Source organism: Amycolatopsis sp. 505, from assembly GCF_031625235.1.
GTDB lineage: Bacteria > Actinomycetota > Actinomycetes > Mycobacteriales > Pseudonocardiaceae > Amycolatopsis.
Genome location: NZ_JACKQP010000001.1, coordinates 314,236 through 340,485, shown reverse-complemented (window position 1 = coordinate 340,485; position 26,250 = coordinate 314,236). Strand labels below are relative to the sequence as shown.

General features: G+C 72.0%; 27 protein-coding genes. 15 read left to right on the top strand and 12 right to left on the bottom strand.

The features are described from left to right. Nucleotides 1-35: 35 nt before the first annotated feature. Entirely contained in the window at nucleotides 36-965 is a 930-nt protein-coding gene (locus tag H5965_RS01720; protein WP_310967391.1) for an alpha/beta hydrolase, read from the top strand. Here H5965_RS01720 and H5965_RS01715 read toward each other — a convergent pair. Further along, a complete protein-coding gene (locus H5965_RS01715) occupies nucleotides 962-1,930 on the bottom strand; it encodes an NAD(P)-dependent alcohol dehydrogenase (RefSeq protein WP_310967389.1) in 969 nt (322 codons plus the stop codon). The two genes, H5965_RS01720 and H5965_RS01715, sit on opposite strands and share 4 nt — an antisense overlap. A 90-nt stretch (nucleotides 1,931-2,020) precedes the next feature. On the opposite strand from H5965_RS01715, the gene H5965_RS01710 reads away from it, so the two are divergent. Together H5965_RS01710 and H5965_RS01705 are read left to right on the top strand one after the other, a co-directional pair. Next, nucleotides 2,021-2,674, top strand: coding sequence for a TetR/AcrR family transcriptional regulator C-terminal domain-containing protein (locus tag H5965_RS01710; RefSeq protein ID WP_310967387.1), 654 nt, complete (start codon nucleotides 2,021-2,023; stop codon nucleotides 2,672-2,674). A gap of 45 nt (nucleotides 2,675-2,719) precedes the next feature. Further along, nucleotides 2,720-3,712: an LLM class flavin-dependent oxidoreductase gene (locus H5965_RS01705; RefSeq protein WP_310967386.1), complete on the top strand. Its 993-nt coding sequence runs from the start codon at nucleotides 2,720-2,722 to the stop codon at nucleotides 3,710-3,712. A 1-nt stretch (nucleotide 3,713) separates the two neighbouring features. Here H5965_RS01705 and H5965_RS01700 read toward each other — a convergent pair whose 3' ends face one another. From H5965_RS01700 to sigK, 4 genes are all read right to left on the bottom strand, one after another. Continuing rightward, nucleotides 3,714-4,391 carry a fasciclin domain-containing protein gene (locus tag H5965_RS01700; RefSeq protein WP_310967385.1) on the bottom strand — a complete coding sequence of 226 codons (678 nt, stop codon included), beginning with the start codon at nucleotides 4,389-4,391 and terminating at the stop codon, nucleotides 3,714-3,716. Nucleotides 4,392-4,484: 93 nt separating this feature from the next. Next, nucleotides 4,485-5,993, bottom strand: coding sequence for a molybdopterin-dependent oxidoreductase (locus H5965_RS01695; protein WP_310967383.1), 1,509 nt, complete (start codon nucleotides 5,991-5,993; stop codon nucleotides 4,485-4,487). Beyond that, nucleotides 5,986-6,666 carry an anti-sigma factor gene (locus H5965_RS01690; RefSeq protein ID WP_310967381.1) on the bottom strand — a complete coding sequence of 227 codons (681 nt, stop codon included), beginning with the start codon at nucleotides 6,664-6,666 and terminating at the stop codon, nucleotides 5,986-5,988. Before H5965_RS01690 ends, H5965_RS01695 begins: the two co-directional genes overlap by 8 nt. Further along, nucleotides 6,663-7,259, bottom strand: coding sequence for an ECF RNA polymerase sigma factor SigK (sigK, locus tag H5965_RS01685; RefSeq protein WP_310967380.1), 597 nt, complete (start codon nucleotides 7,257-7,259; stop codon nucleotides 6,663-6,665). Before sigK ends, H5965_RS01690 begins: the two co-directional genes overlap by 4 nt. A 518-nt stretch (nucleotides 7,260-7,777) precedes the next feature. On the opposite strand from sigK, the gene H5965_RS01680 reads away from it, so the two are divergent. Together H5965_RS01680 and H5965_RS01675 are read left to right on the top strand one after the other, a co-directional pair. Beyond that, entirely contained in the window at nucleotides 7,778-8,191 is a 414-nt protein-coding gene (locus H5965_RS01680; protein ID WP_310967379.1) for an SsgA family sporulation/cell division regulator, read from the top strand. A 15-nt stretch (nucleotides 8,192-8,206) separates the two neighbouring features. Next, the gene (locus H5965_RS01675) at nucleotides 8,207-9,568 is read left to right on the top strand and encodes a fatty acid--CoA ligase family protein (RefSeq protein WP_310967378.1); all 1,362 of its coding nucleotides are present in this window, start codon (nucleotides 8,207-8,209) and stop codon (nucleotides 9,566-9,568) included. On the opposite strand, the gene ilvD is transcribed toward H5965_RS01675, so the two are convergent. After that, nucleotides 9,547-11,238 (bottom strand): dihydroxy-acid dehydratase, encoded by a 1,692-nt coding sequence (gene ilvD, locus H5965_RS01670; RefSeq protein ID WP_310967377.1) that lies wholly within the window; start codon nucleotides 11,236-11,238, stop codon nucleotides 9,547-9,549. The genes H5965_RS01675 and ilvD overlap by 22 nt on opposite strands. 114 nt (nucleotides 11,239-11,352) lie before the next feature. On the opposite strand from ilvD, the gene H5965_RS01665 reads away from it, so the two are divergent. Beyond that, a complete protein-coding gene (locus H5965_RS01665; protein ID WP_310967376.1) occupies nucleotides 11,353-12,429 on the top strand; it encodes a dihydrodipicolinate reductase in 1,077 nt (358 codons plus the stop codon). Further along, nucleotides 12,426-12,911, top strand: coding sequence for a carboxymuconolactone decarboxylase family protein (locus tag H5965_RS01660; protein ID WP_310967375.1), 486 nt, complete (start codon nucleotides 12,426-12,428; stop codon nucleotides 12,909-12,911). The genes H5965_RS01665 and H5965_RS01660 overlap by 4 nt, the downstream gene beginning before the upstream one ends. 33 nt (nucleotides 12,912-12,944) lie before the next feature. Here the strand turns inward: H5965_RS01660 and H5965_RS01655 are convergent, their stop codons facing one another. Continuing rightward, the gene (locus H5965_RS01655; RefSeq protein ID WP_310967374.1) at nucleotides 12,945-14,423 is read right to left on the bottom strand and encodes a GMC oxidoreductase; all 1,479 of its coding nucleotides are present in this window, start codon (nucleotides 14,421-14,423) and stop codon (nucleotides 12,945-12,947) included. Nucleotides 14,424-14,706: 283 nt separating this feature from the next. On the opposite strand from H5965_RS01655, the gene H5965_RS01650 reads away from it, so the two are divergent. From H5965_RS01650 to H5965_RS01640, 3 genes are all read left to right on the top strand, one after another. Continuing rightward, nucleotides 14,707-15,075, top strand: a complete 369-nt coding sequence (locus tag H5965_RS01650) for an RNA-binding S4 domain-containing protein (RefSeq protein WP_310967373.1) — start codon at nucleotides 14,707-14,709, stop codon at nucleotides 15,073-15,075. Between the two features lie 268 nt (nucleotides 15,076-15,343). Further along, nucleotides 15,344-15,844: a sigma-70 family RNA polymerase sigma factor gene (locus tag H5965_RS01645; RefSeq protein ID WP_310967372.1), complete on the top strand. Its 501-nt coding sequence runs from the start codon at nucleotides 15,344-15,346 to the stop codon at nucleotides 15,842-15,844. Further along, nucleotides 15,841-16,143: a cupin domain-containing protein gene (locus H5965_RS01640; protein WP_013229266.1), complete on the top strand. Its 303-nt coding sequence runs from the start codon at nucleotides 15,841-15,843 to the stop codon at nucleotides 16,141-16,143. The genes H5965_RS01645 and H5965_RS01640 overlap by 4 nt, the downstream gene beginning before the upstream one ends. A gap of 3 nt (nucleotides 16,144-16,146) precedes the next feature. Here H5965_RS01640 and shbA read toward each other — a convergent pair whose 3' ends face one another. Both shbA and H5965_RS01630 read right to left on the bottom strand, forming a co-directional pair. Then, the gene (shbA, locus tag H5965_RS01635; RefSeq protein WP_310968467.1) at nucleotides 16,147-16,776 is read right to left on the bottom strand and encodes an RNA polymerase sigma factor ShbA; all 630 of its coding nucleotides are present in this window, start codon (nucleotides 16,774-16,776) and stop codon (nucleotides 16,147-16,149) included. Between the two features lie 231 nt (nucleotides 16,777-17,007). Continuing rightward, entirely contained in the window at nucleotides 17,008-17,997 is a 990-nt protein-coding gene (locus H5965_RS01630; protein ID WP_310967370.1) for a hypothetical protein, read from the bottom strand. 315 nt (nucleotides 17,998-18,312) lie between these two features. Between H5965_RS01630 and H5965_RS01625 the strand changes: the two genes are divergently transcribed. Continuing rightward, the gene (locus tag H5965_RS01625; protein WP_310967369.1) at nucleotides 18,313-18,483 is read left to right on the top strand and encodes a hypothetical protein; all 171 of its coding nucleotides are present in this window, start codon (nucleotides 18,313-18,315) and stop codon (nucleotides 18,481-18,483) included. Here the strand turns inward: H5965_RS01625 and sigJ are convergent. Beyond that, a complete protein-coding gene (sigJ, locus tag H5965_RS01620) occupies nucleotides 18,480-19,343 on the bottom strand; it encodes an RNA polymerase sigma factor SigJ (RefSeq protein WP_310967368.1) in 864 nt (287 codons plus the stop codon). The genes H5965_RS01625 and sigJ overlap by 4 nt on opposite strands. A gap of 93 nt (nucleotides 19,344-19,436) precedes the next feature. Here sigJ and H5965_RS01615 point away from each other — a divergent pair, with 93 nt between their 5' ends. Then, nucleotides 19,437-19,904, top strand: a complete 468-nt coding sequence (locus H5965_RS01615; protein WP_310967367.1) for a carboxymuconolactone decarboxylase family protein — start codon at nucleotides 19,437-19,439, stop codon at nucleotides 19,902-19,904. Nucleotides 19,905-19,922: 18 nt separating this feature from the next. Here H5965_RS01615 and H5965_RS01610 read toward each other — a convergent pair whose 3' ends face one another. Next, entirely contained in the window at nucleotides 19,923-20,972 is a 1,050-nt protein-coding gene (locus tag H5965_RS01610; protein WP_310967366.1) for an amidohydrolase family protein, read from the bottom strand. Nucleotides 20,973-21,084: 112 nt separating this feature from the next. On the opposite strand from H5965_RS01610, the gene H5965_RS01605 reads away from it, so the two are divergent. The 3 genes from H5965_RS01605 (at nucleotide 21,085) to H5965_RS01595 (ending at nucleotide 25,288) form a co-directional block, all read left to right on the top strand. Beyond that, nucleotides 21,085-21,984, top strand: coding sequence for an ABC transporter ATP-binding protein (locus H5965_RS01605; protein WP_310967364.1), 900 nt, complete (start codon nucleotides 21,085-21,087; stop codon nucleotides 21,982-21,984). Next, nucleotides 21,974-22,792, top strand: a complete 819-nt coding sequence (locus tag H5965_RS01600; RefSeq protein WP_310967363.1) for an ABC transporter permease — start codon at nucleotides 21,974-21,976, stop codon at nucleotides 22,790-22,792. Before H5965_RS01605 ends, H5965_RS01600 begins: the two co-directional genes overlap by 11 nt. Before the next feature lie 198 nt (nucleotides 22,793-22,990). Then, a complete protein-coding gene (locus H5965_RS01595; protein ID WP_310967362.1) occupies nucleotides 22,991-25,288 on the top strand; it encodes an EAL domain-containing protein in 2,298 nt (765 codons plus the stop codon). 70 nt (nucleotides 25,289-25,358) lie between these two features. On the opposite strand, the gene H5965_RS01590 is transcribed toward H5965_RS01595, so the two are convergent. Next, the gene (locus H5965_RS01590) at nucleotides 25,359-26,189 is read right to left on the bottom strand and encodes a cyclase family protein (RefSeq protein WP_310967360.1); all 831 of its coding nucleotides are present in this window, start codon (nucleotides 26,187-26,189) and stop codon (nucleotides 25,359-25,361) included. Between the last annotated feature and the right edge of the window lie 61 nt (nucleotides 26,190-26,250).

Sequence of the window (26,250 nt, the reverse complement as noted above, 5' to 3'; positions counted from 1 at the left end):
CGTGCTTTCGCCTGCCCGGGGAAAGAGAGCGATCCATGTCCGCACCCACCAGCCCGCCGACGACGTCCGGCTTGGGTGAGAAAATTTCCCGCCGACGCGGGTGGCGCGCCAAGGCCGCCGGCGTCGTGCTGGGCGCCCTGGCGCTGACCACCGCGGTCGCCGCGCCGGCGCCCGCCGCCGCGAACCCCTACGAGCGGGGTCCCGACCCGACCACCGCCAGCATCGAAGCCAGCCGCGGGTCGTTCGCGACGAGCACCGCCACGGTGTCCCGGCTGGCCGTCTCCGGCTTCGGCGGCGGCACCATCTACTACCCGACGACCACGACCGCCGGCACGTTCGGCGCGATCTCGATCGCTCCCGGCTTCACCGCCACCCAGTCGAGCATCGCCTGGCTGGGCCCGCGCCTGGCGTCACAGGGTTTCGTGGTGTTCACCATCGACACCATCACCACCTCCGACCAGCCCGACAGCCGCGGCCGGCAACTGCTGGCCTCCCTGGACTACCTGACGCAGCAAAGCAGCGTCCGATCGCGGATCGACAGCAGCCGGCTCGGCGTCGTCGGGCACTCCATGGGCGGCGGTGGCACGCTCGAAGCGGCGCGCTCCCGGCCGTCGCTGCAGGCCGCGGTGCCGCTGACCGGCTGGAACCTGACGAAGAACTGGTCGACCCTGCGGGTGCCGACGCTCGTCGTCGGGGCGCAGTCGGACACCATCGCGCCGGTGGCGTCGCACTCGATCCCGTTCTACGCGAGTCTTCCGTCCACTCTGGACCGTGCCTACCTGGAACTGCGCGGCGCCAGCCACTTCGCGCCCAACACGTCGAACACGACGATCGCGAAGTACACCCTGTCCTGGCTCAAGCGGTTCATCGACAACGACACCCGCTACGAGCAGTTCCTCTGCCCGATCCCGAGCACCAGTCTGTCCATTTCGGACTACCGCGGCAACTGCCCGCACAACGGCTAGCCGCCGAGGGTGACGACCACCTTGCCCTTGGCGTGCCCTGCCTCGGAGTAAGCGAACGCGGCACGCAGGTCGTCGAACGGGTAGCTCCGGTCGACGACCGGCGTGACCGCGCCGCGCTCCACGAAACCGGCCAGCTCACGCAGGACCGCCGCCTTGTCCGCGCAGGCCACGGCGTCCGCCAGCACGACCCGCCGCCGCGCCGGGAGACCGGACGCCAGGGCGGCGAAGACGTGCCCCGCGGGCTGCACCCACCGCCCGGCCGGGCCGCCGACGGCGACGAAGGTGCCGCCCCGCACCAGCACCCGCCGGCAGGCGAACACCGACCGGCCGCCGGCGACGTCCAGCACGACGTCGTAGCGGCGGCCGCTGCGCGTGAAGTCGTCCGTCCGGTAGTCGAAGACGTGCTCCGCGCCGAGCGAGCGCACCAAGGAGACGTTGGTGCTCACCGCGTCCACCCGCGCCCCGAGCGCCCGCGCCAGCTGGACGGCGAAGGTGCCGACCCCGCCGGAAGCGCCGTTGACCAGCACCCGCTGCCCGGCCTCGACACCCCGCAGCGCCAGCAGCGCGGTCACGGCCGCCATCGGCATCGCCGCCGCCTGCTCGTGGGTGAGGTTCGCCGGCATCGGCGCCAGCAGGTCCTCGGGCACGCAGACGTACTCGGCGTGCGCACCCCGCGGCAGCAGCGCGTAGACGTCGTCGCCGGGCGCGAACACCTTCCCCGCCGACGACACCCGGCCGGCCAGGTCGCAGCCGAGGACGCCCACCGGCGGGCGCCGCAGGCCGAAGCCGCCGGTCATCAGGCGGGCCACGTACGGCTCGCCTCTCATGAAGTGCCAGTCGTACGGGTTGACCGAAGTGGCGTGCACCCGCACCAGCACTTCGCCGGGACCCGGCACCGGTTCGGGCACGTCTTCCCAGGTCAAGCTGTCCGGCGGGCCGTACGCACGCTGCATCAAAGCCTTCATGACCGCTCCCTTACGTTGTAAGTCTTACGCCGTAAGGTAGCTCCGGGACGAGCGCGGGGTCAAGGGGACTTACGTTGTACGATCCAATCCGTGACCACCGAAGCCCGGACCCCGCTGAGCCGGGAACGCGTGCTGCGGGCGGCCGTCGCGCTCGCCGACGAGCACGGGCTGCGCGCGGTGACCATGCGCCGGCTCGCCGAGGACCTCGGCGCCGAGGCGATGTCGCTCTACTACCACGTGGCCAAGAAGGAAGACGTGCTCGACGGGATCGTCGAGGTGGTCGCCGAGGAGATCAACGACGTCGTGGCCCGCGTGGCGCCCGGCCCGGACTGGAAGCAGACGGCCCGGCGGCGCATCCTCGCGGCGCGGCAGGTCTTCCTCCGCCACCCCTGGGCGCCCGGCCTGTTCGGCACGCGCTCGGCGACGAGCATCGCGGTGCTGAAGTACTACGACGGCCTGGTCGGCCTGATGCGCGAGGGCGGGTTCTCGCACGACCGGATCCACCACGCGCTGCACGCGCTGGGCAGCCGCGCGCTCGGGTTCAGCCAGGAGCTGTTCGACCCCAACGCCGGGGCCTCGGCCGAGGTGCCCGCGGAACTGGCCGCCCAGCTGCCGAACCTGGTCGGGATGCTGGCCGAAATCGCCCACGACGACCCGGATTCGACCCTGGGCTGGTGCGACGACCAGGCGGAGTTCGAATTCGGCCTCGACCTCGTCCTCGACGGCCTCGACCGGCTGCGGTAGTCCACCAGCTGGGACAACTCCGCCCATCGGGGCAAAATCGAAGCTGTGTCACGACCACTGCGGAAGCTCGGCTTCCTGACCATCGGCCTGTTCGACGCGGCCGACCCGCGCCGGGGCCACGAGTCGACGCTGGAGATCATCGAGCTGGGCGAACGCCTTGGGTTCGACAGCGCCTGGGTGCGCCACCGGCACCTCCAGTACGGCATTTCCTCGCCGGTCGCCGTGCTGGCCGCCGCGTCGCAGCGGACCAGCCGGATCGAGCTCGGCACCGCGGTGATCCCGCTCGGCTGGGAGAACCCGCTGCGGCTGGCCGAAGACCTCGCCACCGTCGACCTGCTCTCGGGCGGGCGGCTCAACCCCGGGCTCAGCGTCGGGCCGCCGATGCGCTGGGACGACGTCAAGCACGCCCTCTACCCGGACACCGCGGACGTCGAGGACTTCTCGTACGACCGGGTGCAGCGGCTGCTGGACTTCGTGCGCGGCGAGCCGGCGACGGGATTCAGCGGCACCCAGGGCTTCGAGGTGTTCTCGGACCGCGTCCAGCCGCAGGCACCCGGCCTCGGCGACCGCCTCTGGTACGGCGGCGCGAGCCTGCGCTCGGCGGAGTGGGCCGGCAAGCACCGGATGAACTTCCTCACCAGCAGCGTGGTCAAGGCCGAAGGCGAGAGCACGGACTTCGCCGAGATCCAGCTCTCGCACATCCGGACGTTCCGCGAGCACCACCCCGAAGGCCGCATTTCGCAGGGCCTGGTCGTGATCCCCACCGACGGCGCGACGGCGGAACAGCGGGCGAAGTACGAGGCCTACGCCGAAAAACGACTGCCCCGCACGGCGGAACCGCAGGGCCCCGCGCGGATGCTGTTCTCCCCCGACTTCGTCGGCACGTCGGCGGAAATCGCCGAGCGGCTGCACGCGCACCAGGCGTTCCGCGAGATCGACGAGGTGGCTTTCGCCCTGCCGTTCACCTTCGAACACGAAGACTACGTGCAGATCCTCACCGACATCGCGGAACGCCTGGGCCCCCTGCTCGGACGCTGACCTACTTGTTGGTGCCCGGCGTCAGCACCTTGTCGATCACGAAGACCGTGGCGTTCTTCGTGGGGATGTTGCCGCACAGGATCTTCGCGCCGTTGATCGTCATGCTGTCGCCGGAGCCCTCGATCTTCACCGGGCCGCCGGCGGTGTTGAGCGTCTCGACCGAACCGGCCGCGGCGAGGCCCTTGGCGTCGTAGCGCTTGCCGACGACGTGGTACTGCAGGATCGGCGCCAGCTCGGCGGGCTTGCCGGCCAGTTCGTTGAACTTGGCGTCACCCAGCGCGGCGAACGCCGGGTCGGCCGGCGCGAAGACCGTGATGGCCTCCTGGCTGTTCAGCGTGTCGACCAGGTTGGTGGCCTTGACCGCGGCCACCAGCTTGGTCAGCAGCGGGTTGGTCGAAGCGGCCGAGGCGACCGGCTGCGGGCCCATCGAGTCCAGCGAACCGGGCGCGGACCCCTGCGGCAGCTGCGAACAGGCCGGGCCGAAGACGTCGGCGTTGGTGGTCACGCCGGAACCACCGGCCGCCATGCTGGACGACGGCGCGGACATCGACGACGACGGAGCCGGCGCCGGGGCGCTGCTGGAGCTGCCCGACGAAGCGGTGTCGCTACCGCTGCACGCGGTCAGCGAAAGGGCGGCGACAGCGGCGACACCGATTCCGGCGACACGAAGCTTGGTCACGAAAATCACTCCCATAAGCGGCTGAGAACTTCTTCTTGCCCGGTATTCGGAACTACGCGGAAATCGGATTGGCCCCCATTCGGGTGATCCGGGTCACCGTGCCGTGAAGGCGATGCTGTGCCACCCGGTCGCGCCGTCGGGGACGGTCCCGGCGCGCATTTCGGTCTGCGTGGACCCGCTTTTGTCCGTCGCCCGGCAGACGACCTGGTGGCCACCCGGCGCGAGGTCGAACTCGAGCCACCACATGCGCCAGGTGTCGACGTTCACTTCGTGCGACAGCACGGCTTCCCGCCACGGTCCGTTGTCCATGCGCAGCTCGACCTTGGCGATCCCGGTGTGCTGCGCCCAGGCGACCCCCGCGACCCGGACCTTCCCCGAAGGGACGGTTTCGAAACCCTTCGGCGTGTCGATTCTCGATTCCGTTTTGATCGGGGCCTCCTGGCCCCACCCGCGTTTCAGCCAGTACGCCTGCCGTGCCCCCCAGGTCGTGACTTCGAGGTCGGTCACCCATTTCGTGGCCGACACGTACCCGTACAACCCGGGAATGACGAGCCGGGCCGGGAAACCGTGCTCGATCGGCAGCGGTTCGCCGTTCATGCCGATGGCGAGCATGGCCCCGCGCGCCCGGTCCAGCGCCGCGGCGACCGGGCTGCCGGACGTCCAGCCGTCCACACTGGACGAAAAGAGCTGCTCGGCACCCGGCCGCACCCCGGCCTCTTCGAGCAGGTCGGCCAGGTCGACGCCGAGGAAGTTCGCGGTGGAGACGTAGGTGCCGCCGACCTCGTTGGACACGCAGGTCATCGTGATCGTGCGTTCCACCAGCGGCCGGTTCCGGATGTCGCCGTAGCGGTACCGGATCTCCCGGTCGACCATCCCGTGCAGCCGCAGGCTCCAGTCCTCGGCCCGCACCTGCGGCACGGTCAGCGCGGTGTCCACCCGGTAGAAGCGGTCGTTGGGGGTCAGGAACGTCGGCGTGCCCAGCTTCGCGAAGTCGGCGTCGGCCGGGATCATCGGTGCGGTCCGGGCCGGGACGAGCCGCCCGACCGCTTCGCGCGACGCCGCCGCGTCCCGGCGGCCGGCGAGCAGCTGCCCGCCGAGACCGGCGACCCCCGCGCCCACGACGACGCCGGCGCTCGCCAGCAGCACCGTCCGCCGCGACGAGTCCGGGGCGGCAGTGTTGACGCCGAGCCGGTGCAGAAAGGCGAACGTCCCCACCCCGGCGACCAAGCTCGCCAGCGGGGCCAGCAGCGCGACCGCGTCGAGATCCGGCCGCGCGTACACCGCGACCAGGCCGACGAGCCCGAACCCGGTGATCACCACCAGCCCCGGCACCGGCGTCCGGCGCGACAGCAGGCCCGCCACCGCCGCGACGGCCACCATGACGACGGCCATCCCGGACAGCAGCACGAGCTTGTCGTAGGTGCCGAAGGTGCGGACGGCGAAGTCCTTCAGCCACACCGGGGTCAGGTCGATGGCACCGTTGCCCACGGCCAGGTAGGGCGACGCGTTGACGCCGACGAACCCGGCGACGAGGTGGCCGGCCGCCAACGCGGCGGCGAGCGCCAGGACCCCGAGCAGGGCGGCCCACCCGCGGCTACGCAAGGGAAATCCTGGTGACGGCGGGGGTCGTCGGGCCGGCCGAACCGCCGGCGGGCTCGACGGTGATCCCGATCCGGTCGACGTCGGCGGGCAGGTCGGCCACCAGCATCCGCTGCGACACCTCGGTCGTCATCAGCCCGGCCGAGCGCGCGTGTCCGCCGCCGATCAGCCACACCTGGTAGACGTGCCCGGCGTCGAGCGCGGGCAGGTCCGACGCGAGCAGCACGGCCTGGTGGCGGCTGCGCGAGACGACGAGCGTGGTGTGCCCTTCCCCGGCCCCTTGGATCGCGGCCGCGTCCGGCGCGCTCAGCACCGAGTCGACCGGCGCGGGTGTCCTGACCACCCCGAACACGACCGCCACCACGGCCGCCGCGGCGGCGCCGAACAGGGCGAAGCGCACCTGCCACGTCTTGGCCCGGCTCAGCCGGCGGACCACTGGCACCCTCGGCGGCAGCTGGCGGGTGCGGGCCACGTCGGCGAGCACCACCAGCTTCAGCGACGGCGGCGGGTCCACCGCGGCCGCCACGCCCAGCCGCGCGCCGGTCGCCCGCAGTTCGGCCACCTCCTGGCGGCAAGCGGCGCACTCGCCGAGGTGGCGTTCGAACTCCGCGCGGTCCGCGGCGGACACCGCGTCCAGGGCGTACGCCCCGGTCATCGTGTGCAGCTCGGCGGTCATCGGTCCACCCCCAGGCAGTCGCGCAGCCGGATCAGGCCGTCGCGGATGCGGGTCTTGACCGTGCCCGGCGCGACCTTCAGCACCTCGGCGACCTCGGGGTAGGTGTAGCCGTTGTAGTAGGCCAGGACGATCGACTCGCGCTGCAGGTCGGTCAGCGCGGCCAGGCACTGCCGCACCCGCTGCTGCTCCAGACCGGCCAACGTGGACTCGGTGACCTCGTCGAACGGCCGCCGGACGTCCATCAGGCCCGCCCGCTCCTCGCGGTCGACACCGGCCTGGTGCGAGCGCACGCGGTCGACGGCCCGGCGGTGCGCGATGGTCAGCACCCACGACAGGGCGCTGCCGCGGTCCGGCTCGTACCTCGTGGCCTTGCGCCACACCTCCACCAGCACCTCCTGCGCCACCTCTTCGGCCTGCGCGTGACTGCGCAGCACGCGCGTCGCGAGGCCGAGGACCGGACCCGCGACGAGGTCGTAGAGCGACGCGAACGCCGTCTCGTCGCCCGCCGCCACCCGCGCGAGCAGCTCTTCGGCGCTCGGCGCGGGCGCCGGTGCCTCGTCCGGTGGCAGCCGCAGCCGCCCACGCTCACCCATTCCCGGCCCTCCACGTCACCCCTGACTTGCCGGGGGTTCGCGGCCAGGCGGCGAAGCGGACTGGTGCCCGGTGGCGTTTCCCACCCGGACGGCGCAAATCCGCCGCCGGAACCCATCCGGTGGCCGCGCGGCTCCGAATGCTGGTCGAGGTGCGTGGTCAGCGCCGTGCGGACCGCTCACCGCGACGCTGATGTGCCGAGCAACGCGTGATCGGGGGGTCGACACGCGTGATCGGGGGGTCGACACGCGTGATTGAGGGGTCGACACGCGTGATTGAGGGGTCGACACGCGTATCTGGACGGTCGGTGGGTGTACCTGGACATCGCGGGCCAGAAAGACCGGTCACCGGTGATGACCGTGCGTGAGGGAAGTGCCCGTTCGGCCACGCCGACGGTGACCTCGGACACTTCTTGATCACCCTGGCGTGTGAAAGTTTTTCGGATCGCTGGGCGTTGAACTGACTATGGGTTATCCCTGGAAGCAGCCGAAGTTAACCGACGAGTAGCAAAGGGGCCGAAATGGCCGACCCGCACACCGTGACCAACGCCCGCATCGACTTCGCCCTCCGCACCTTCGGGGCCGGACCGCGACCGGTGCCGGCCGAGCTGGAGTACGACACCCGCGACCCGTACGCGGTCGCCGTGGTGCTGCACGCCGGCCCGAGCGCGGTCCGGTGGCTCTTCGGCCGCGACCTGCTCGCCGACGGCCTGCTCGCCCGCTGCGGCGACGGCGACGTGCGCATCGGCCCGGCCGGCGACCCCGCGCTGGTCGTCGTCGAGCTGAGCTCCCCGGACGGCGCCGCGGTGCTCGAGGCGCCCGCGAAGGAGATCGCGGCCTTCCTCGACCGCACCTACGACGTCATCCCGGCCGGCAGCGAGAGCGACTGGTTCGACTTCGACGAGGAAATGGCGAAGCTCTCCTATCAGGACTGAGTACCGTCCCCGGGCGTGAGCTTCTTCCTGACGAAGGTCTTGGCCGCGCTCGAGGACGGCGGTGACCGCGTCCTGTTCCACGCGAACGACGGCGTCACCACCTACCACCAGGCCCGCGACCGGCTGCGCCGCCTCCACGGCGGCCTCGGCGAAACCAAGCCCACCGTCGCCCTCGACCTGCGCAACCGGCCCGAGACGGTCCTCGTCCAGCTGGCGGCCCTCCTGCGCGGCGCGACCGTGCTCCTGGTCCCGGCGTCGGCTCCGGCAGCGAGCCGGCTCGCCGCGGCGCGCGGTGCCACCGTCGTCACCGACCGGCCCCGCGACTGGCCCGGCGCCGATACGAGAACCCTCGACGACCTCGACGGCGAACCCGAGCCGCTCGACCCGCCGGAAACCGTCCGCCTGCTCTTCCCCACCGGCGGCACCACCGGCACCCCCAAGCTCATCCGCCACAGCGGCATTTACGACGGCATGGCGTACCTCTTCACGCCGTCGCCGGACGGCCCGGGCCGCACGCTGCTGGTCGCCCCGATGACGCACATGACCGGCAACGCGACCGTGCTCGGCACGCTGCTGCGGCAGGACACCCTCGTCGTCCACGACGGTTTCGACGCAGGTGCCGTCCTCGACGCGATCCAAGAGCACCGCATCGACACGCTCTCGCTCACGCCGCCGCGGCTGGCCGCGCTCCTCGACCACCCGAAGCGGCCGGAAACCGACCTCGGCAGCGTCCGCTCGCTCTCCCTCGGCGCCGCACCGCTGCCACCGCACCGGCTCGCGCAGGCCCTCGACGTCTTCGGCCCGGTCGTCGGCCAGGGCTACGGCCTCACCGAGGCGCCGATGATCGCGAGCATCTCCGCCGCCGAGCTGATCGGCCACCCGGAGCGGCTCGGCTCGGTCGGCCGGATCGTGCCGGGCATGGAGGCGCGGATCACCGAAGACGGCGAGGTCGAGGTGCGCGGACTGTCCATGATGGACGGTTACCTCGGCGGCCCGGAGATCGGCGCGGGCTGGCTGCGCACCGGCGACCTCGGGCGCTTCGACGACGAGGGCTACCTCTACCTGCTCGACCGCGCGGACGACGTCGCCGTGGTCGGCGAGCACGGCACGAAGGTCCCCACGACCGTCGTCGAACACGCCCTGGAGACGCACCCGGCGGTGCGCAGCGCGGCGGTCTTCGGCCACGGCGACCGGCTGCACGCCGTCGTGGTCGTGACGAGCGAGGTCACGGCCGGCGACCTGCAGGCCCACGCCCGGGACACCTTCGGCCAGGAGCACTACGTCCCGGCGCGGGTGGACTTCGCCGACGCGCTGCCGCTCACCGACGTCGGCAAGGTCGACAAGCGCGCCCTCGCTCAGCTCGTGACGGCCCCGTAGGACGACGACCGCACCAGCTTCACGTACTTGCCGAGCACGCCCTCCGGAAACTTGTTCGGCAACGGCTCCCAGCCTTCGCGGCGCCGGGCCAGCTCGGCGGCGTCGACCAGCAGGTCGATGCTGCGCGCCTTGATGTCGACGGCGATCCGGTCGCCGGTGCGGACGAACGCGATCGGGCCGCCGTCGACCGCCTCGGGCGCGACGTGGCCGATGCACAGGCCGGTGGTGCCACCGGAGAACCGGCCGTCGGTCAGCAGCAGGACGTCCTTGCCGAGCCCGGCACCCTTGATCGCCGCGGTGATCGCCAGCATCTCCCGCATGCCCGGCCCGCCCTTGGGGCCTTCGTAGCGGATGACGACGACGTCACCGGCCTCGATCCGGCCTTCGTTCAGCGCCGCCATCGCCTCCTGCTCGCGCTCGAACACGCGCGCCGGGCCCTCGAAGTTGGCCGTGTCGAAGCCCGCGGACTTCACGACCGCGCCTTCCGGGGCGAGCGAGCCGCGCAGGATGGTGATGCCACCGGTCGGGTGCAGCGGGTTGTCCAGGCCGCGCAGCACTTCACCGTCGATCGGGTCGGGGTCGAGCTCGGCGAGGTTCTCGGCCACCGTGCGGCCGGTGACGGTGAGCGCGTCGCCGTGGATCAGGCCCTCGTCCAGCAGGGCCTTCATCAGCACCGGGATGCCGCCGTGGCGGTCGATGTCGTTCATGACGTACTTGCCGAACGGCTTCAGGTCGCCCAGGTGCGGGACGCGGTCGCCGACGCGGTTGAAGTCGTCGAGGGTCAGCTCGACCTTGGCCTCGTGCGCGATGGCCAGCAGGTGCAGCACGGCATTGGTCGAGCCACCGAGGGCCATCACGACGGTGATGGCGTTCTCGAACGCCTCCCGGGTGAGGATGTCCCGCGCGGTGATGCCCTTTTCGAGCAGGCCGACGACGGCTTCCCCGGACAGGTGGGCGTAGTGGTCGCGGCGGCGGTCCGCGGACGGCGGCGCGGCCGACCCCGGCATGCTCATCCCCATGGCTTCGGCCGCCGACGCCATCGTGTTCGCGGTGTACATCCCGCCGCAGGCACCCTCACCGGGGCAGATGGCGCGTTCGATCCGGTCGAGGTCGCCGGTCCCGAGACGCCCGGCCCGGCACGCGCCGACCGCCTCGAAGGCGTCGATCAGCGTGACGTCCTTCTCGGTGCCGTCGGTGAGCTTCACCCAGCCGGGGGCGATCGTGCCCGCGTAGAGGAACACCGAGGCCAGGTCGAGGCGCGCGGCGGCCATCAGCATGCCCGGCAGGGACTTGTCGCAGCCTGCCAGCAGGATCGAGCCGTCGAGCCGCTCGGCCTGCATGACCGTCTCGACCGAGTCGGCGATGACCTCGCGGGAGACCAGCGAGAAGTGCATGCCGTCGTGGCCCATGGAGATGCCGTCGGACACCGAGATGGTGCCGAACTGCAGCGGGTAGCCACCGGCCGCGTGCACGCCCTCCTTCGACGCCTGGGCCAGCCGGTCCAGCGACAGGTTGCACGGCGTGATCTCGTTCCACGAGCTGGCGACGCCGATGATCGGTTTCGTCCAGTCGCCGTCGCCCATCCCGACCGCGCGCAGCATGCCTCTGGCGGGCGCGGCCTCGATCCCGTCGGTCACCGTGCGGCTGCGGGGCTTGGGGTCGATCGTCATCGCGGGCCTCCGATACGACGTTCGGGCGCTGGCCATGTTACCAACGGACGCGCGGTCCGCTGGCCGGAACGATTTGCTTCCCGGAGCTGCGCAAAAAGGCGAAAACTCGGCGGAATGATCGCCACAGTGGTGTGGGGCACGGGCAACGTCGGCCGTGCGGCAATCCGGGCCGTCGACGCCCACCCGGCGCTGAAACTGACCGCGGTGCTCGTCCACGACCCGGCGAAGGTCGGCAAGGACGCCGGCGAGCTGGCCGGCGTCGGCGAGCTGGGCGTCGCCGCGACGGACGACATCGAGAGCGTCCTGGCGGCGAGTCCGCGCGCGGTCGTGTACGCCGCTTCGGGGGACGTCCGGTTCGACGACGCGCTCGCCGACATCGTGCGCGCGGTCCGGGCGGGCGCGGTCGTCGTGACACCCGCCTTGTATCCCCTTTACGACCAGCGGAACGCGCCGAAAGAGCTGCGCGACCCGGTGCTCGCGGCGATCGAGGACGGCGGCGGCTCGCTGTTCGTCTCCGGCGTCGACCCCGGCTGGGGCAACGACGTGCTGCCGCTGCTGATCAGCGGGCTCGGCACCGACGTCGACGTCGTCCGCTGCCAGGAGATCTTCGACTACTCGACGTACGAGCAGCCCGACTCCGTCCGGTACCTGGTCGGGATGGGCCAGCCGATGGAGTACGACCCGCCGATGCTGATGACCGGCGTGCCGTCGATGGTGTGGGGCGGGCAGGTCCGGCTGATCGCGCGCGGCCTCGGCGTCGAGGTGACCGAGCTGCGCGAGACGCTCGACCGGCGTCCCCTCGAGGAAACCGTCTCCACCCGGACCATGGGCGAGTTCGAGAAGGGCACCCAAGGCGCGGTGCGGTTCGAGGTCCAGGGCATCGTCGACGGCGAGCCGCGGATCGTCATCGAGCACGTCACCCGCATCCACGCCTCGTGCGCGCCGGACTGGCCCACGCCGCCCAGCGGCGACGGCGCCCACCGCGTGATCATCGAAGGCCGGCCGCGCATCGAGGTCACCGTCGAGGCGACCGACGAAGGCGAGAACCGGTCGGCGGGCGGCAACGCCACCGCCGTCGGCCGCCTGGTCGGCGCGATCGACTGGCTGGCCGCGGCCGAACCCGGCCTCTACGACGCACTCGACGTCCCGCTGCGCCCGGCAGCCGGCAAGCTCGGAAGGAGCCGCTCGTGAACATCGACCTCCCCGCCGGCAAGGACCCGATCGGGTACGTCTGGGGCGAGATGGTGCCCGGCATCGGGATCGCCGCGTCCCAGTTCTCGCTGGCGGTGTACGAGCACACGACGCTGGGGCTGCGGGAGTTCGAGGCCGCGCGGCTGCGGATCGCGCAGATCAACGGCTGCGTCTTCTGCCTCGACTGGCGCACCGAGCGCGACGGCGTCAAGGTCGAGCCGGAGTTCGCGGACGCGGTGGCGGAGTGGCGCACGACGGACCGCTTCGACGAGCGGACGCGGCTGGCGGCGGAGTACGCCGAGCGGTACGCGACCGACCACCACAACCTGGACGACGAGTTCTGGAAGCGGATGTCCGCTTCGTACAGTCAGCGGGAAATCGTCGAGCTGTCGATGAGTCTCGGCGCCTGGCTGGCCTTCGGACGGCTCAATCACGTCCTCGGCCTCGACACGATCTGCGTCCTGCCGTCCCACCGGTCGTGAGGGGCGGGGGCGGCGCCCCTCACGAGTCGTGGGTCAGAAGTCCTGCGCGATGATCTTTTCGATGTTGCGTTCCGCGAGCGCGGTGATCGTGACGAACGGGTTGACGCTCGTGTTGCCGGGGATCAGCGAGCCGTCGATCGCGTACAGGCCCTGGTAGCCGGCGAGCCTGCCGTAGTTGTCGGTCGCCTTGCCGAGCACCGCGCCGCCGAGCGGGTGGTAGGTGAGATGGTCGCCCCAGATCTTGTACGTGCCGAAGAGGTCGGTCCGGTAGATCGTGCCCTCGGTCGAGTTGATCTTGTCGAAGATGGTCTTCGCCATGTCGATCGACGGCTGCTTCCACGCCGTCTGCCAGTTGAGGTCCACCGCGCGCGTCGCCGGGTTCCAGGTGAACTGCGCCCGGTTCGGGTTCTTGGTGATCGAGAGGTAGAACGACGCCCACGTCTCGATCCCGGTCGGCAGCGGCGCGACCTCCGCGAAGGCACCGCCCGCGTTCCAGTTGTCGATGCCGCCGCACGGGATGGTCGACTGGGAGGCCCCGGTCGGGTCCCAGATGTGGTTGGCCCGCCCCACCATGACGTTCCCGTTGTCGCCCCAGTTCTTGCCGATCTCGCCGTTCAGGTTCGGCAGCGCGCCGGTCGCCTTCAGCTTGACCAGCAGCTTGCTCGTGCCGACGCTGCCCGCGGCGAAGAACACCGTGTCCGCCGTGACGGTCTTGATCGTGGACACCGCTCCCGCGGTGGTGAGCTGCTCGATCGTCACCGTGTACCCACCGCCGGCGGCCGGCACCACCTGCGTCACGCGGTGCAGCGGCGAGATGGTGACCCGGCCGGTCGCGGTGATCTTCGGCAGGTAGGTCTTCTGCAGCGACTTCTTGCCGTAGTTGTTGCCGAACAGGATTTCCCCGGCCAGCGCCGACTTCGGGACGGTGCCCGCCGCCTCCTGCTCCATGTAGGCCCAGTCGTACACGTCCGGCACGAACACGAACGGGAACCCGGATCGCTGGGCGTGTTTCCGGCCGACGCGCGCGAACTGGTACCAGTCGGTGGAGTCGAACCAGGCCGGGCGGACGGTAGCGACCCCGAGGCCGGCGTTGGCGCGGGGGTAGTAGACGTCGTACATCTCGTTCGCGTCGACCGTGGGCAGGATGGCGCCGAAGTTCTCCCGCTTCGGCGTGACGGCCATGCCGCCGTTGACGAGCGAGCCGCCGCCGACGCCGCGGCCCTGGTACACGGTGATCCCGCTGAACTCCTCGGCGTCGAGGATGCCCGTGTAGCGCGGGATGTCCTTGTCGATCGGGAACCCGAGGAAGTTGGAAAACGGCTGCTTCGTCCTGGTGCGCAACCAGAACGAGCGCTGGTCCGGATTGGGCGTGGCGCAGAAGATCTTGCCGTCGGCGCCCGGGGTGTCCCAGGCCATGCCCATTTCCACCAGCTGCACGTCGATGCCGGCCTGAGCGAGCCGGAGAGCGGCGACCGAGCCGCCGTAGCCCGACCCGATCACCAGCGCGGACACGCGGGAGCCGTCGCTGATGGCGGCCGGTGCGGCGGACTGCGCCGAGGCTCGACCGGCCAGTGCGGCGCTCGCTAAGATAGAACCAGTTCCAGCAAGAAAGAGGCGACGGGATACAGAGCCAGAGTTTGTTCTCCACACGGGTTCGACACTCATGTGTTGTTCCTCACCGTTGAGGTATTTAGAACAAGTTATAGCTCGATGGTGCAGACAAGTCGACATATACCCGCGAGTAACCTGGCGGGGTGGCGAGCGCGTGCCGCTGAATGGGCCATGATGGACGACTGTGGAGTCCACCCGAGTGGACCGCTGGCTCTGGGCGGTCCGGCTGACGAAGACGCGCCCGGACGCGGCGGCGGCCTGCCGAGGCGGCCACGTCCGCGTCAACGACAAACCGGCCAAGCCGGCGACCACGGTCGTCCCGGGCGACGAGGTCCGCCTGCGCGTCGGCGGGACGACGAAGGTGCTCGATGTGGTGAGGGTGATCCAGAAGCGCGTGGGGGCCCCGGACGCGGCGACGTGCTACGTGGACCGCACGCCGAAGCCGCCCCCGGAGACGGCGATCCCGGTCGCCCGCCGCGACCGCGGCGCGGGGCGGCCGACCAAACGGGAGCGCCGGGTGCTGGACGCGTTCCGGTCTCGGCAGGACCCTTAGGCGGCAGGCTGCTCGGCCGCCGCGGAAGTCCGGACGGCAGGCCACCGGCGAACCGCCGCGTCGCCACGAACACGACCCTCCCAGCAGGAGCCATAGGCGGCAGGCTGCTCGGCCGCCACTGAAGTCCGTCCGTGCAGGCCTAGGTCATCTCCCCCGTCGATCAAAGGATCGTCGCCTCGTTCGTGGCATCCCCGGAAATAGCCGGGAATCCGCGCGCGCCGGGTCCATCTCCGTGGCGTGGGGGTAGTTCCCCGCACGGAGGGAAGCCATGACCACCAGCCCGGACCACCCGCTGGCCGAAGCCCGGCCGCTCGTGGTGCGCTACTGCCGCGCGCGCCTGGACCCCGACTCGGCCGACGATGTCGCCCAGGACGTCTGCGTGGCCCTGCTCACGGCTCTGCCGCGACGGCCGCCGGAACGTCCGCTGCCCGGCTTCGTCTGCGACATCGCGCGCACCAAGGTCACCGCCGCGCGGAAGGCCGCCGCGCGGCAGGACGAGCCGGTTGCCGAACTGCCCGATGCGGCCGACTCGTCGCTCGATCCCGCGCACCACGCGCTCCGGCGCGAACTGCGCGAGCGGATGGCGAAGCTCCTGGACGTGTTGCCCCGGAAGCAACGCGAGATCGTCGTCCTGCGCGTGGTCGTCGGCCTGTCCGCGGAGGAGACCGCCGCCGCGGTGGGCTCGACGCCGGGTGCGGTCCGCGTCGCGCAGCACCGGGCGCTCGGGCAGCTTCGGCGGGTCGTCGCGACGGCTACCCTGGCCAGGTGAGCGACAGCGAGAATTTCGAAGGACGCGACGTCGGGTCCGGAGTCTCGGTCATCCGCGAAAGCACGGACGTCGTCGGCTCCGGGCCGCGGCTGCACCGGCACCCCTACACCGAGACGTTCGTGATCATCCGCGGGCGGGCGCGGTTCACCGTCGGCGACGAGCAGCGCGACGGCGGCGCCGGGGACGTGCTCGTCGTCCCGGCGGGCACGCCGCACAAGTTCGCCGTGCTCGGCCCCGGCGTCTACGAGGCCGTGCACATCCACGAAAGCGACCACTTCATCACCGAATGGCTCGAGTGACGCCTACAGGTCGCCGATCATGCCGCGCAGCTTCGTCAGGGCGCGGAACTGCGTGATGCGGACGTTGCCGGCGGAGATGCCCAGCGCCTCCGCCGTCTCGTTCGCCGACAGGCCGGCGACGATCCGCAGCGACAGGATGTCCTGGTGCAGCGGCGGCAGCAACGCCAGCAGCCGGCCCAGCCGGGCCCCCAGGTCGAGCTCGAGGACGTGGTTCTCCGGCTCGTTGCCGCCCAGCGGCCGGTCCGGCAGCTCCGGCACCGGCTTCGACCGGTCCCGGGCCACCGAGCGGAACGCGTCGGCGACCTTGTTCGCCGCGATCGCGCGCACGAGGTACAGGAACGAGCCCCCGCGGTCCTGGTACCCCGGCAGCACCTTCAGCACCGCCAGGCACACCTCCTGGGCGACGTCGTCGGCCGACAGGTAGGACAGGTCCCGGCCGCCGATCCGCGCCCGGCAGTACCGCACCACCGTCGGCTTGATCAGCCGCAGCAGCGCCTGGACCGCCTCCGGGTCGCCGTCGCGCGCCGCCGCCACCACCGGGTCGAGCTGCTCCTTGGCCAGGCCACCCTCCGGCCTCGGCGAATCCGCCAGCACCGTGTAGCCGTCGACGGCCTCCGCCGCCTCCGCGATCATGGTTTCCACGCGCCCTCCTCGTGCCCGCCACCGGGAGCGTCCGTCCACAACGGACAGTGTGGTGCCTGGACGTCCCCGATCCGTCATATGGCGTAATCGAGGCGCTGACCTGCAACGTTGCACGGTGCTGGTGGTTGTCCAGGTATTGTCCGTTAATCGTTCACGACCCCGTCGAAACGGCCGCCGGGCACCTTCGGGGGACGGGACAAAATGTGGGCGGAAACCGGGCGATCAGGCCCAGCGGATTCCGTAGGCGAAGCCCGGCTCGAGGTCCCGGAACCGGACGTGCACCTCGCCGGCGTCGTCGGCCGGCAGCGCCGCACCGGCGTGCGACCGGTCGTCGGCCGGGGAAACCTTTTCCTGCCGCACGATCCGCTTCGGCACGCGTTCACCGAACCGAACGTGCAGATCGAAGAGATCGCACGGGTGGCGCGGCACGCAGAGGTACCGCGGTTCTCGCAGGTTCGCCCGGAATCGCAGCCCGACCTCGTGGCGCGCGCCGCGGCGCAACGGCTCCGGCAGCCGCAGCACGAGCCCGATCCGGTCACTCGATTCCATCACCCGGTGCGTTAGCACCCCGCCGTGGAACACGTCGACTCCGAGATCCGACTCGTGCACCGAAACGCCCGATTCGCCGGTGACCGGCAACGTCAGCGCCAGGTCGAGCGCGGCGATTTCGTCGGCGTCGGCGACCACCCGCCGGAATTCGAACGCCTCCGGCACCGGTTGATCGAGAGCCAGCGTGACGCGCAGTTCTTCGGTGTGCCAGCCGCGGCCCGGATAGTGCCGGGGCGCCGGCCCGGCCGCCGCGACGGCCAGCGCGGCGATCTGCTCGATCCCCTCGTCGATCCGCCGCCGGACCGTCCGGTCGTCGCGGTCGAGCGTGATCGCGGCCCAGTGCACCCGTTCCTGGTAGAACGGTTTCCGCGCCCGCTCCTCGAGCGCGAATGCGGCGAGCAAAGCGATCTTCAGATCGTCCGGCAGCGACTCGACCAGCGGGCGCAATCGATCGGACAGCTTACGCCGCATCTCCACGGTTCCGTCATCTTCGACAATGCCGCAAGTGGTGCGCAATGCGGGGCCGATCCGGTCCGCGAGCGGTGTCGTGAAAATTGCCCTCCCTTTGCGCAGGGCCTTGAGTTCACCGACCACGTCCGCCGCACTGAGGCTCACCGTTCCCCTCCCCTTCCACGCACGGAGGTCAATGGTCGCCAGCGCCACCGCCGATGTCCAGTCGATCACGCTCCGGCAAACGGATCGTTATCCCGCGGTTTCCTTTTCCGCCATCCGGGTAATGGCGAAACTTGTTGGCGTTCTGTTCACAGCGACCACATTGCGGCGCAACGATTCCGGGCGGAAACTCACCCGACCACCACTGTCGAACGTGTCGAAATGACCGGAGCGCCTTCGCTGCCGCGGCAGGCTTTCCGGCCCGGGGACGGTCACCCGGGCGGCGCACCACCCCCGCGGGTGAACGTGACCGGGCCGTTGCCCCGGCGCCGGTTGACGGCGTCCCGCCGCGGGTACTTGTTGATCATGAGCCCGAGGATGTGGCGCCTGCTGATTTCGGGGTCGCTGCGGCTGTTCCTGATCAGCGCCGTACCGGCCGCCGCGCACCTGTCCGTGCTCGTCGGACTGGCGGCGGCGGTGATCGCGTTCGTCGTGCCGGCCCCGCGCGCCCGGCACGACGACCGGGGTGCGGGCTAGCCCGCCGGCCAATAGCGGAGCTTCTCCGGGTTCCGGACCGCCCAGATCCGCCGGACCGCCTCCCCGGCGACCTCGAACGCCAGCACCGCCACCAGGGCACCGTCCCGCCGGGCGACCAGCCCCGGCCGCCCGTTGACGGTGGCCTCCCCCAGCGACAACGGCGCGATCCGGCGCGTGAGGTCCACGGCGTACCGCGCCACCCGCTCGCCGCCCACGATCGGGCGACGCACGGCGCTGACCAGGCCACCGCCGTCCGCGACGACCGTGGCCCCCGGGTCGAGCAGGCCGACCAGGCCCTCGATGTCCCCCGCTTCCCAGGCCGTCTTGAAGGCGCGGACCACCTCGGCGCTCCCCCGGGCCGGCTCCGGGGCCCGGGCGGCCCGGACGCGGCGGCGGGCGGAGGAGGCCAGCTGGCGCGCCGCCGCCGGCGAGCGGCCCAGGACGGCCGCCACCTCGGCGAACGGGTAGCCGAAGACGTCGTGCAGGACGAAGGCCACCCGCTCGGCCGGCGTCATGGCCTCCAGCACGACGAGGAACGCCATGGTGACCGACTCGTCCAGGGTGACGCGGTCGGCCGGATCGGTGCCCGCGCCGGTCTCGCCGGGCAGCGGCTCCGGGAGCCACTCGCCGACGTACCGCTCCCGGCGGACACGGGCCGACCGCAGCTGGTCGAGGCAGAGCCGGCTGGCCACCGTCGTCAGCCACGCCCCGGGCGACGCGATGGCCTCCCGCTGCGGCCCGGGCAGGGCGTACCACCGGCCGTACGCCTCCTGGACGACGTCCTCGGCGTCGCTCAGCGAGCCGAGGAGCCGGTAGGCGAGGCCGGTCAGCTGCCGCCGCTCCTGCAAGAGATCAGTCACGCCACTCCGACGATCCGAGGCGGCGGTTTGTGACGTCGCCTCACAACCGGGCGGGCCGTTTCGTCAGGACACGAAACGACGAAAGGAAAACAGATGTCCCGTCTTCCCGACCCGGCGCAGTTCTTCCCCGAGATGGGCGACCTCGCCGGCGCGCTGACCAGGATCACCATGAACGGCTCGATCCCGCGGAGCACGATCCACCTGGTGCAGCTGCGCATCGGCCAGCTGGTCGGCAGCACGTACCACACGATCAGGCAGGCCGAGCTGCTCCGGAAGACAGGGGCGAGCGAGGAGCAGGTCACGTCCGTGGCGTCCTGGCCGACCTCGCCGTACTTCAGCGAGGAAGAGCGCGTGGCGCTGGAGCTCGCCGAGGCGGTGTTCACGGCGAGCTCGGTGACCGAGCGGGTGCCGGACGAGCTGTTCGCCCGGGCGTCCGCGTGCTACGACGACAAGGCGTTGTGGACGCTCACGCTCGTGCTGAGCCAGATGAGTTACTTCGTCCCGGTGGCGCTGATCGCGAAGCCGATCCCGGGCCTGCCGCTGGGGAAGAACTACCGCTGACCGGCCGCGGCGCCGCGTTCACCCGCGGCGCCGCACGCACCGGCCGCGCAGCACCACCGCCGCCGGGTCCGCCAGCTGATCCGGCTCCGCCCGCGGATCCCGGTCGTACACCACCGCGTCCGCCGGTGCGCCCGGCTCCAACCCGCCGAGCCCCAGGTACTCCCGCGCGCTCCACGACGCCGCCGCCAGTGCGTCGTGCGGTGGGACTCCCGCGGCCAGCAACGCCCGGATCTCCGCGACGATCCCGCCGTGCGGGAGGGAATCCGTGCCCGCCAGCACGCGCACGCCCGCTTCCGCCGCGGCCGCGGTCAGTGCTCCGTGCACCCGCGCGCCGCTCAAGTACCACGTCCGGGCCGGGCTGTCCGGCTGCTGTTCCCGGCGCCCGAGACTCTCGGTGATCGTCGACAGCGTCGGCGTCAACGCCGTTCCCTGGGCGGCCATCCGCGCCAGGAGACCCGGGTCCAGGCACATGCCGTGTTCGAGGGAGTCGACGCCTGCCGCCACCGCCGCCGCGCCGCCCTCGGGGTGCTGGCTGTGCACCGCGACCCGCCCGCCGACCGCGTGTACCTCGCGCACCACCGCCCGCAGCACGTCGACCGGGACCGCGGAATCGCCGACGCGCCAGTCCGCGATGATCTTCGCCCAGCCCGTGCGCGCGGCCTGCGCCGCCGCCAGCGCAGGAAGCTCGTCATGGGCCGCGCGGCGGCCCCAGCCGTCGAAGAACTGGCCTTCCTGCGCCAGCCACGGTCCCGCGTGCCGGGCCCGCGGCACGTCGGGGTCCTCGCCGAACCACGGCGGCGGCTCGCCCGGCAGACCCGGCGAGCGGATCAGCGTGACCCCGGCGTCGACGTGCTGGTGCAGCTGCTCGCGGAGCAGCTCGTCGTCCATCGGCTGCCCAGGCGCCTCCGCGCCGGGGTGGGTGTGCGCGTCGACCAGGCCGGGCAGGAGCCAGCCTTCGGCGACCAGGGTCGCGCCGGGCACCGGGTCGGTCGTCCAGCGGTCGCCGTCGGCGTAGAGGTCGGCGTACTCGCCGCTCGGCAGCGCGTACCCCCGGATGCGCGTGATCACCACCTCGACCGTACCCGCGTACGCAGCCCGGCGTAGGCGCAAGTGCCGTCCGGCGGCGGACGCCCGCGGGCGCCGCGATCCCGACCATGGGAGACGCCAGAAGGAGGCCACCGTGACCCTGCCCGTGGAGACCACCGCGCTGACCAAGCGCTACGGCGAGATCGCCGCCGTCGAAGACCTGAACCTGTCCGTGCCCGCCGGCGAGGTCTACGGCTTCCTCGGCCCGAACGGCGCCGGCAAGACGACGACGCTGCGGATGCTGCTCGGCCTGATCCGGCCGACCGCCGGCCGCGTCCGGCTGCTCGGTGCCGAACCGGGCCCCGCCAGCCTCGCCCGCGTCGGCGCCCTGATCGAAGGCCCCGCCTTCTACCCGTACCTGTCGGGCCGGGCCAACCTGCGGGTGCTCGCCGACCACGCCGGGGTGCGCCGGACGCGCGTCGACGCCGTGCTCGACGTCGTCAGCCTCACCGACCGGGCCAAGGACCGGTACGCGACCTACTCGCTCGGGATGAAGCAGCGGCTCGGCCTGGCCGCGGCCCTGCTGAAGGACCCCGAGCTGGTGGTGCTCGACGAGCCGACCAACGGCCTCGACCCGGCGGGCATGGCCGACATGCGGGTCACCCTCCGCAAGCTGGCCGCGAGCGGCTGCACCGTGCTGCTGTCCAGCCACCTGCTGGCCGAGGTCGAGCAGATCTGCGACCGCGTCGGCGTCCTCGACCACGGCCGGCTCGTCACCGAGACCACGGTCGAGGACCTGCGCGCGGGCGGCGCGCTGCGCGTCGTCGCCGATCCGCTCCCGAACGCCCGCGAGCACCTCGGCCGCCTCTTCGGCCCGTCCCGCATCCGTCTCGACGGGACCGCGCTCGAACTCGACGTCAACCCGGAGCAGGCCGGGCGGGTCAACGCCGAGCTGGTCGGCGCCGGGTTCGTCGTCACCGAGCTGCGCTGGCACGAACCCGACCTGGAACAGACCTTCTTCGCCCTGACCGGAGGCAACCCCGGTGCTGCGTGACATCCGCGCCGAGCTGACCAAGCAGTCCCGCCGTCCCGCGACCTGGCTGCTGCTGGCCGTCGCCGTCGTCCTGACGCTGACGTTCGGGTACGCCGTCCCGTACGCGGGCCTGAGCGGGGCGACGTCCGGGCCACCGGGCAGCGGCCGCGGGCTGGCCGCGATGCTGCCGGACGCCTTCGTCGGCAGCGCACTGGGCGGGCTGCCGATCTTCGTCGGCGCGTTGGCGCTGATCTTCGGCGTGCTGGTCGCCGGGAGCGAATACGGTTACGGCACCTGGAAAACCGTGCTCGTGCAGCACCCGTCACGGGTGGCGGTGTACGGCGCGAAGCTGGTCACGGTCGCGCTGGCCGCCCTCGCTGCCGTGCTGACGTTGTTCGCGACGACGGCGGGGGCGAGCGCACTGGTGGCGTCGCTCGAGGGGCAGACGATCAGCTGGCCGGCGGCGTCCGACGTCCTGACCGGCCTCGGCGCGGGCTGGCTGGTGGCGACCATGTGGGGCGCGCTCGGGGTGCTGCTGGCGATCGGCCTGCGCTCGGTGGCGCTCCCGATCGGGCTGGGGCTGGTGTGGCTGCTCGCGGTGCAGAACCTGCTGGCGTCGATCGCCGCGCCGCTGCTGGACTGGGTCGCGCAGCTGCAGAAGGCGCTGCCGGGCCCGAACGCGGGCGCGCTGGCCGCCGCGTTCGGGGCGAGCGCACCGGGGGTCGAGCAGGTGGTCGGGGCCGGACAGGCGACGGCGGTGCTGGCGGCGTACGTGCTCGCGTTCGGCGCCCTCGGGGGTTGGCTGCTGCAGCGCCGCGACATCACTTGACCCACGCAGGTCGGCGGCGATCCCCGCCGGGACGGCGCCCGATCCAGCGCCGGCAGCCGCGGGAAGCGACCGGAAGCCGACGACCGGCACCGGCCCGCGCCACCGCCTGACCGGCGCCTGTGCCGGTGCGTTTGTGGTTGATCACGCCCGGTGTAGTGTTTGCCGGTCCGACCGGCGTGCGTGACCGCGTGAGGTGCCATGACAGTGCGGCGGTACCCAGTGGCCATCCTGCTCGTCCTCGTCACGGCGGCCGTGGTCGTGGTCAACGGCTTCGCCTTCTGGGGCGACACCTTCGCCCTGTGGGTCGACGACGCCCTGCAGCTCGGCGCCGGGGTCACCGGGATCGTCTGCGGCGTCGTCGTCGCCCGGCGGGTGCGGGGGCACCAGCGGTGGTGGCGGGTGCTGGTCGCGATCGGGATGACCGGCTGGTCGCTCGGCCAGTGCGTCTGGTCCTACTACCAGCTGGTCGACGGCCGCGGGCTGCCGTCGCCGTCGCTGGCCGACGTCGGGTACCTGAGCTTCCCCCTGTTCGCGCTGCCGGCGCTGTTCGTGCTCGCCCGGGCCCGCGCGCGGCCGGACCGCGAACGCTGGCAGCCCGCACAGTGGACCGCCCACTTCGGCGTCGCCGTGGTGCTCGACGGCCTGGTCGTCACCGGCTCGCTGTTCATCCTCACCTGGACCGCCGCGCTCGGGCAGGTGGTCCAGGCCACCGGGCCGGACGCGCTGACCTGGGCCGTCGCCATCGCCTACCCGCTGACCGACCTGGTGGTCGTGGTCGTCGCCGTGCTGCTGGTCGTGTTCGACCGGGTGGACCGTCCCTACCGCGCGAACCTGCTGCTCGCCGCCCTCGGGATCGTCGCGCTGGCCTGCTCCGACAGCGTGTTCGCCTACCTGGTCAGCATCGGCGCGGAGAGCATGAAGCCGTGGTCGGACGCCGGATTCGTGCTCGGCCCGCTGTTCATCGCCTTCGCCCTGCTGGTCACGCCCAGCACGCGACGGCGGGACGACGCCGGTCAGGCGGTCGGCGTCGACTGGTGGCAGGTGGCGCTGCCGTACCTGCCGGTCACCGCGGTCGCGCTGCTGATCACCGTGCAGATCGTGGCCGGGGCCGGCCCGGACGGCGTCGAGGTCTTCGTCGGCGCGCTGGTGGTGTTCCTGGTGCTGGCCCGGCAGCTGCTTTCGTTGCTGGACAACCGGTTGCTGCTGCGCCGGGTGTACGAGGGCCAGCAGGCGCTGACCCATCAGGCCTACCACGACCCGCTGACCGGGCTGGCCAACCGCGCGCTCTTCGCCGACCGGCTGGACCGCGCCATCGAACAGGGCGCCGAAGGGCCGCTCGTGCTGATCTTCGTCGACCTCGACGACTTCAAGGAGGTCAACGACCGGTTCGGGCACGCCGGCGGCGACGTCCTGCTGCACGCGGTCGCCCAGCGGCTGCTGAGCTGCGTCCGCGCCGGCGACACGGTCGCGCGCCTGGGCGGCGACGAGTTCGCGATCCTGCTGGAGGGCGAGGTCGACGCCCCGCAGGCGGTCGCCGACCGGATCCAGAGCGCGCTGCGGCGGCCGTTCGCGGTGCACGGCACGCTGGTCCCGGTCCGCGCGAGCATGGGCCTGGTCGTGCCGGACCCGGCCGAACCGGCGGTGACGTCGGACGTGCTGCTGGGCCGCGCGGACACGTCGATGTACGCGGGCAAGCGGCTCGGCAAGGACACGACGGTCGTCTACCACCCGTCGCCGGACGGGCCGCCCGACTTCCCGTCGGCGCTGCGCCGCGGCGGCCTCCCGGAGGGGTTCGCGCTGGTGTTCCAGCCGATCGTCCGGCTGGCCGACGAGCAGCCGGTGGCGGTGGAGGCGCTGGCCCGCTGGACCACCCGGGACGGCACCTCGGTGTCGCCCGAGACGTTCGTCCGCGCGGCGGAAGGCGCCGGTCTCGGCGCGGAACTGGACGCGCTGGTGCTGGATCTCGCCTGCCGCGAGATCACCGCGGCCGGGATCGACCTGACGGTGCACGTGAACGTGTGCGCGAGCCGGCTCGGCGCTGCCACGCTGGAGGAGAGCGTCGGGGCCGCGCTGGACCGGTACGGCCTGCCGGCGGACCGCCTGATCGTCGAGATCACCGAAACAGTGCCGGTCCCGGACCTGGCGGCGGGTGCGGCCGCGATCCGGCGGCTGCAGGACCTGGGCGTCCGGGTGGCCCTCGACGACTTCGGCGCGGGCTACAGCTCCCTGACGGTGCTGCACGCGCTGCCGGTCGACCTGATCAAGCTGGACCGCGCGCTGACCACCGGCGTCCGCCCGGACCGCGACGCGGCCCTGTGCCGATCGCTGGTCGGCCTGTGCGCCGACCTCGACGTGGCCGTGGTCGCCGAGGGCATCGAGACGGCCGAGCAGGCCGAACTGGTCACCCGGGCGGGCTGCACGACCGCCCAGGGCTACCGCTTCGGCCGCCCGGCCCCGCTGTCTTCGCTGCGGCTGTCGACGCTCTCGGCCGGCTGACCGCTGCCGCGAATGACTCATTCGGGACGTCCGAGGTCCCGGATGAGTCATTCGCGACGTTCGGACGCGGCTAGCTCACCCCCGGCGGGAGCACGCCGAAGATCGTCGCCGTCGAGCCCGCGCCGTTGCGGTTGATCGGGCCGCCGGCGAGGACCCAGGCGCCCGTCGTCGGCAGGGCCTTCAGGTTCGCCAGGATCTCCAGGCTGATCCGGTGCCGCCGGTAGACCAGCTTGGACACCGTGTACGTCTCGTCGGTGCCGACGTCCGGGCTGAACGTGTCGGTGCCCGTCCCACCGCGGCGGCCCAGCCGGCCGGTGTCGATCAGCCACTGCACCGCCGGGATCGAGAACCCGGGCTGGTGCAGGACGCCGTCGGCGCCGGTGTTCGGGAAGGCCGGGGTGCCCCACTTGGCGTCCCAGCCGGTCCACAGCACGACGACGGACTCGTCCGGGATCCGGCCGTGGCGCTTCTCCCACGCCTTGAGGTCGTCGATCGTGACCGCGTAGTCCGGGTTGTGCGCCGCCTTCGCGCGGACATCGATCTTGACGGCGGGCCGGAACAGGTCCGCCGGGTCCATGTCGTCGGCGAGCGGCTCCCCCGTGTTGAAGTGCCCGGGCGCGCCCCAGTGCGTCCCGGTGTGCTCGCCTTCGCGGACGAACTGCAGGTAGTAGCCGTCTTCGGGGATGGTGGCGATGGTCTCCAGCTCGAAGGCCGGGTCTCCGGGGAAGACGTTGGTCGTGGCGGGGTCGTTGACGTGCGAGAGGTTGACCAGGTTCAGCTGGTCGAGCCGCACCGGCGGCGCGGCTCCGGTGGCTTCCGAGGCTTGCGCCGTCCGCCCCGGCAGCGCGGCGCCGAACACCCCGGCCAGCCCCGCGGCCAGCACCCTGCGTCTCATCGGCATGAGGGATCACCTTTCGGCCTTGTTTCCACGGTCATATCACCCGGACTGGGCGCGGCCAATG

What these genes read in the sequence shown, in the direction of transcription:
- H5965_RS01665 (WP_310967376.1), top strand. Translation starts at nt 11,353, where the DNA reads ATGATCGCCACAGTGGTGTGGGGCACGGGCAACGTCGGCCGTGCGGCA.
- ilvD (WP_310967377.1), bottom strand. Translation starts at nt 11,238, where the DNA reads ATGACGATCGACCCCAAGCCCCGCAGCCGCACGGTGACCGACGGGATC.
- shbA (WP_310968467.1), bottom strand. Translation starts at nt 16,776, where the DNA reads ATGATCGCGGAGGCGGCGGAGGCCGTCGACGGCTACACGGTGCTGGCG.
- H5965_RS01595 (WP_310967362.1), top strand. Translation starts at nt 22,991, where the DNA reads ATGACAGTGCGGCGGTACCCAGTGGCCATCCTGCTCGTCCTCGTCACG.
- sigK (WP_310967380.1), bottom strand. Translation starts at nt 7,259, where the DNA reads ATGGGTGAGCGTGGGCGGCTGCGGCTGCCACCGGACGAGGCACCGGCG.
- H5965_RS01590 (WP_310967360.1), bottom strand. Translation starts at nt 26,189, where the DNA reads ATGCCGATGAGACGCAGGGTGCTGGCCGCGGGGCTGGCCGGGGTGTTC.
- H5965_RS01645 (WP_310967372.1), top strand. Translation starts at nt 15,344, where the DNA reads ATGACCACCAGCCCGGACCACCCGCTGGCCGAAGCCCGGCCGCTCGTG.
- H5965_RS01615 (WP_310967367.1), top strand. Translation starts at nt 19,437, where the DNA reads ATGTCCCGTCTTCCCGACCCGGCGCAGTTCTTCCCCGAGATGGGCGAC.
- H5965_RS01625 (WP_310967369.1), top strand. Translation starts at nt 18,313, where the DNA reads ATGAGCCCGAGGATGTGGCGCCTGCTGATTTCGGGGTCGCTGCGGCTG.
- H5965_RS01680 (WP_310967379.1), top strand. Translation starts at nt 7,778, where the DNA reads ATGGCCGACCCGCACACCGTGACCAACGCCCGCATCGACTTCGCCCTC.
- H5965_RS01720 (WP_310967391.1), top strand. Translation starts at nt 36, where the DNA reads ATGTCCGCACCCACCAGCCCGCCGACGACGTCCGGCTTGGGTGAGAAA.
- H5965_RS01715 (WP_310967389.1), bottom strand. Translation starts at nt 1,930, where the DNA reads ATGAAGGCTTTGATGCAGCGTGCGTACGGCCCGCCGGACAGCTTGACC.
- H5965_RS01690 (WP_310967381.1), bottom strand. Translation starts at nt 6,666, where the DNA reads ATGACCGCCGAGCTGCACACGATGACCGGGGCGTACGCCCTGGACGCG.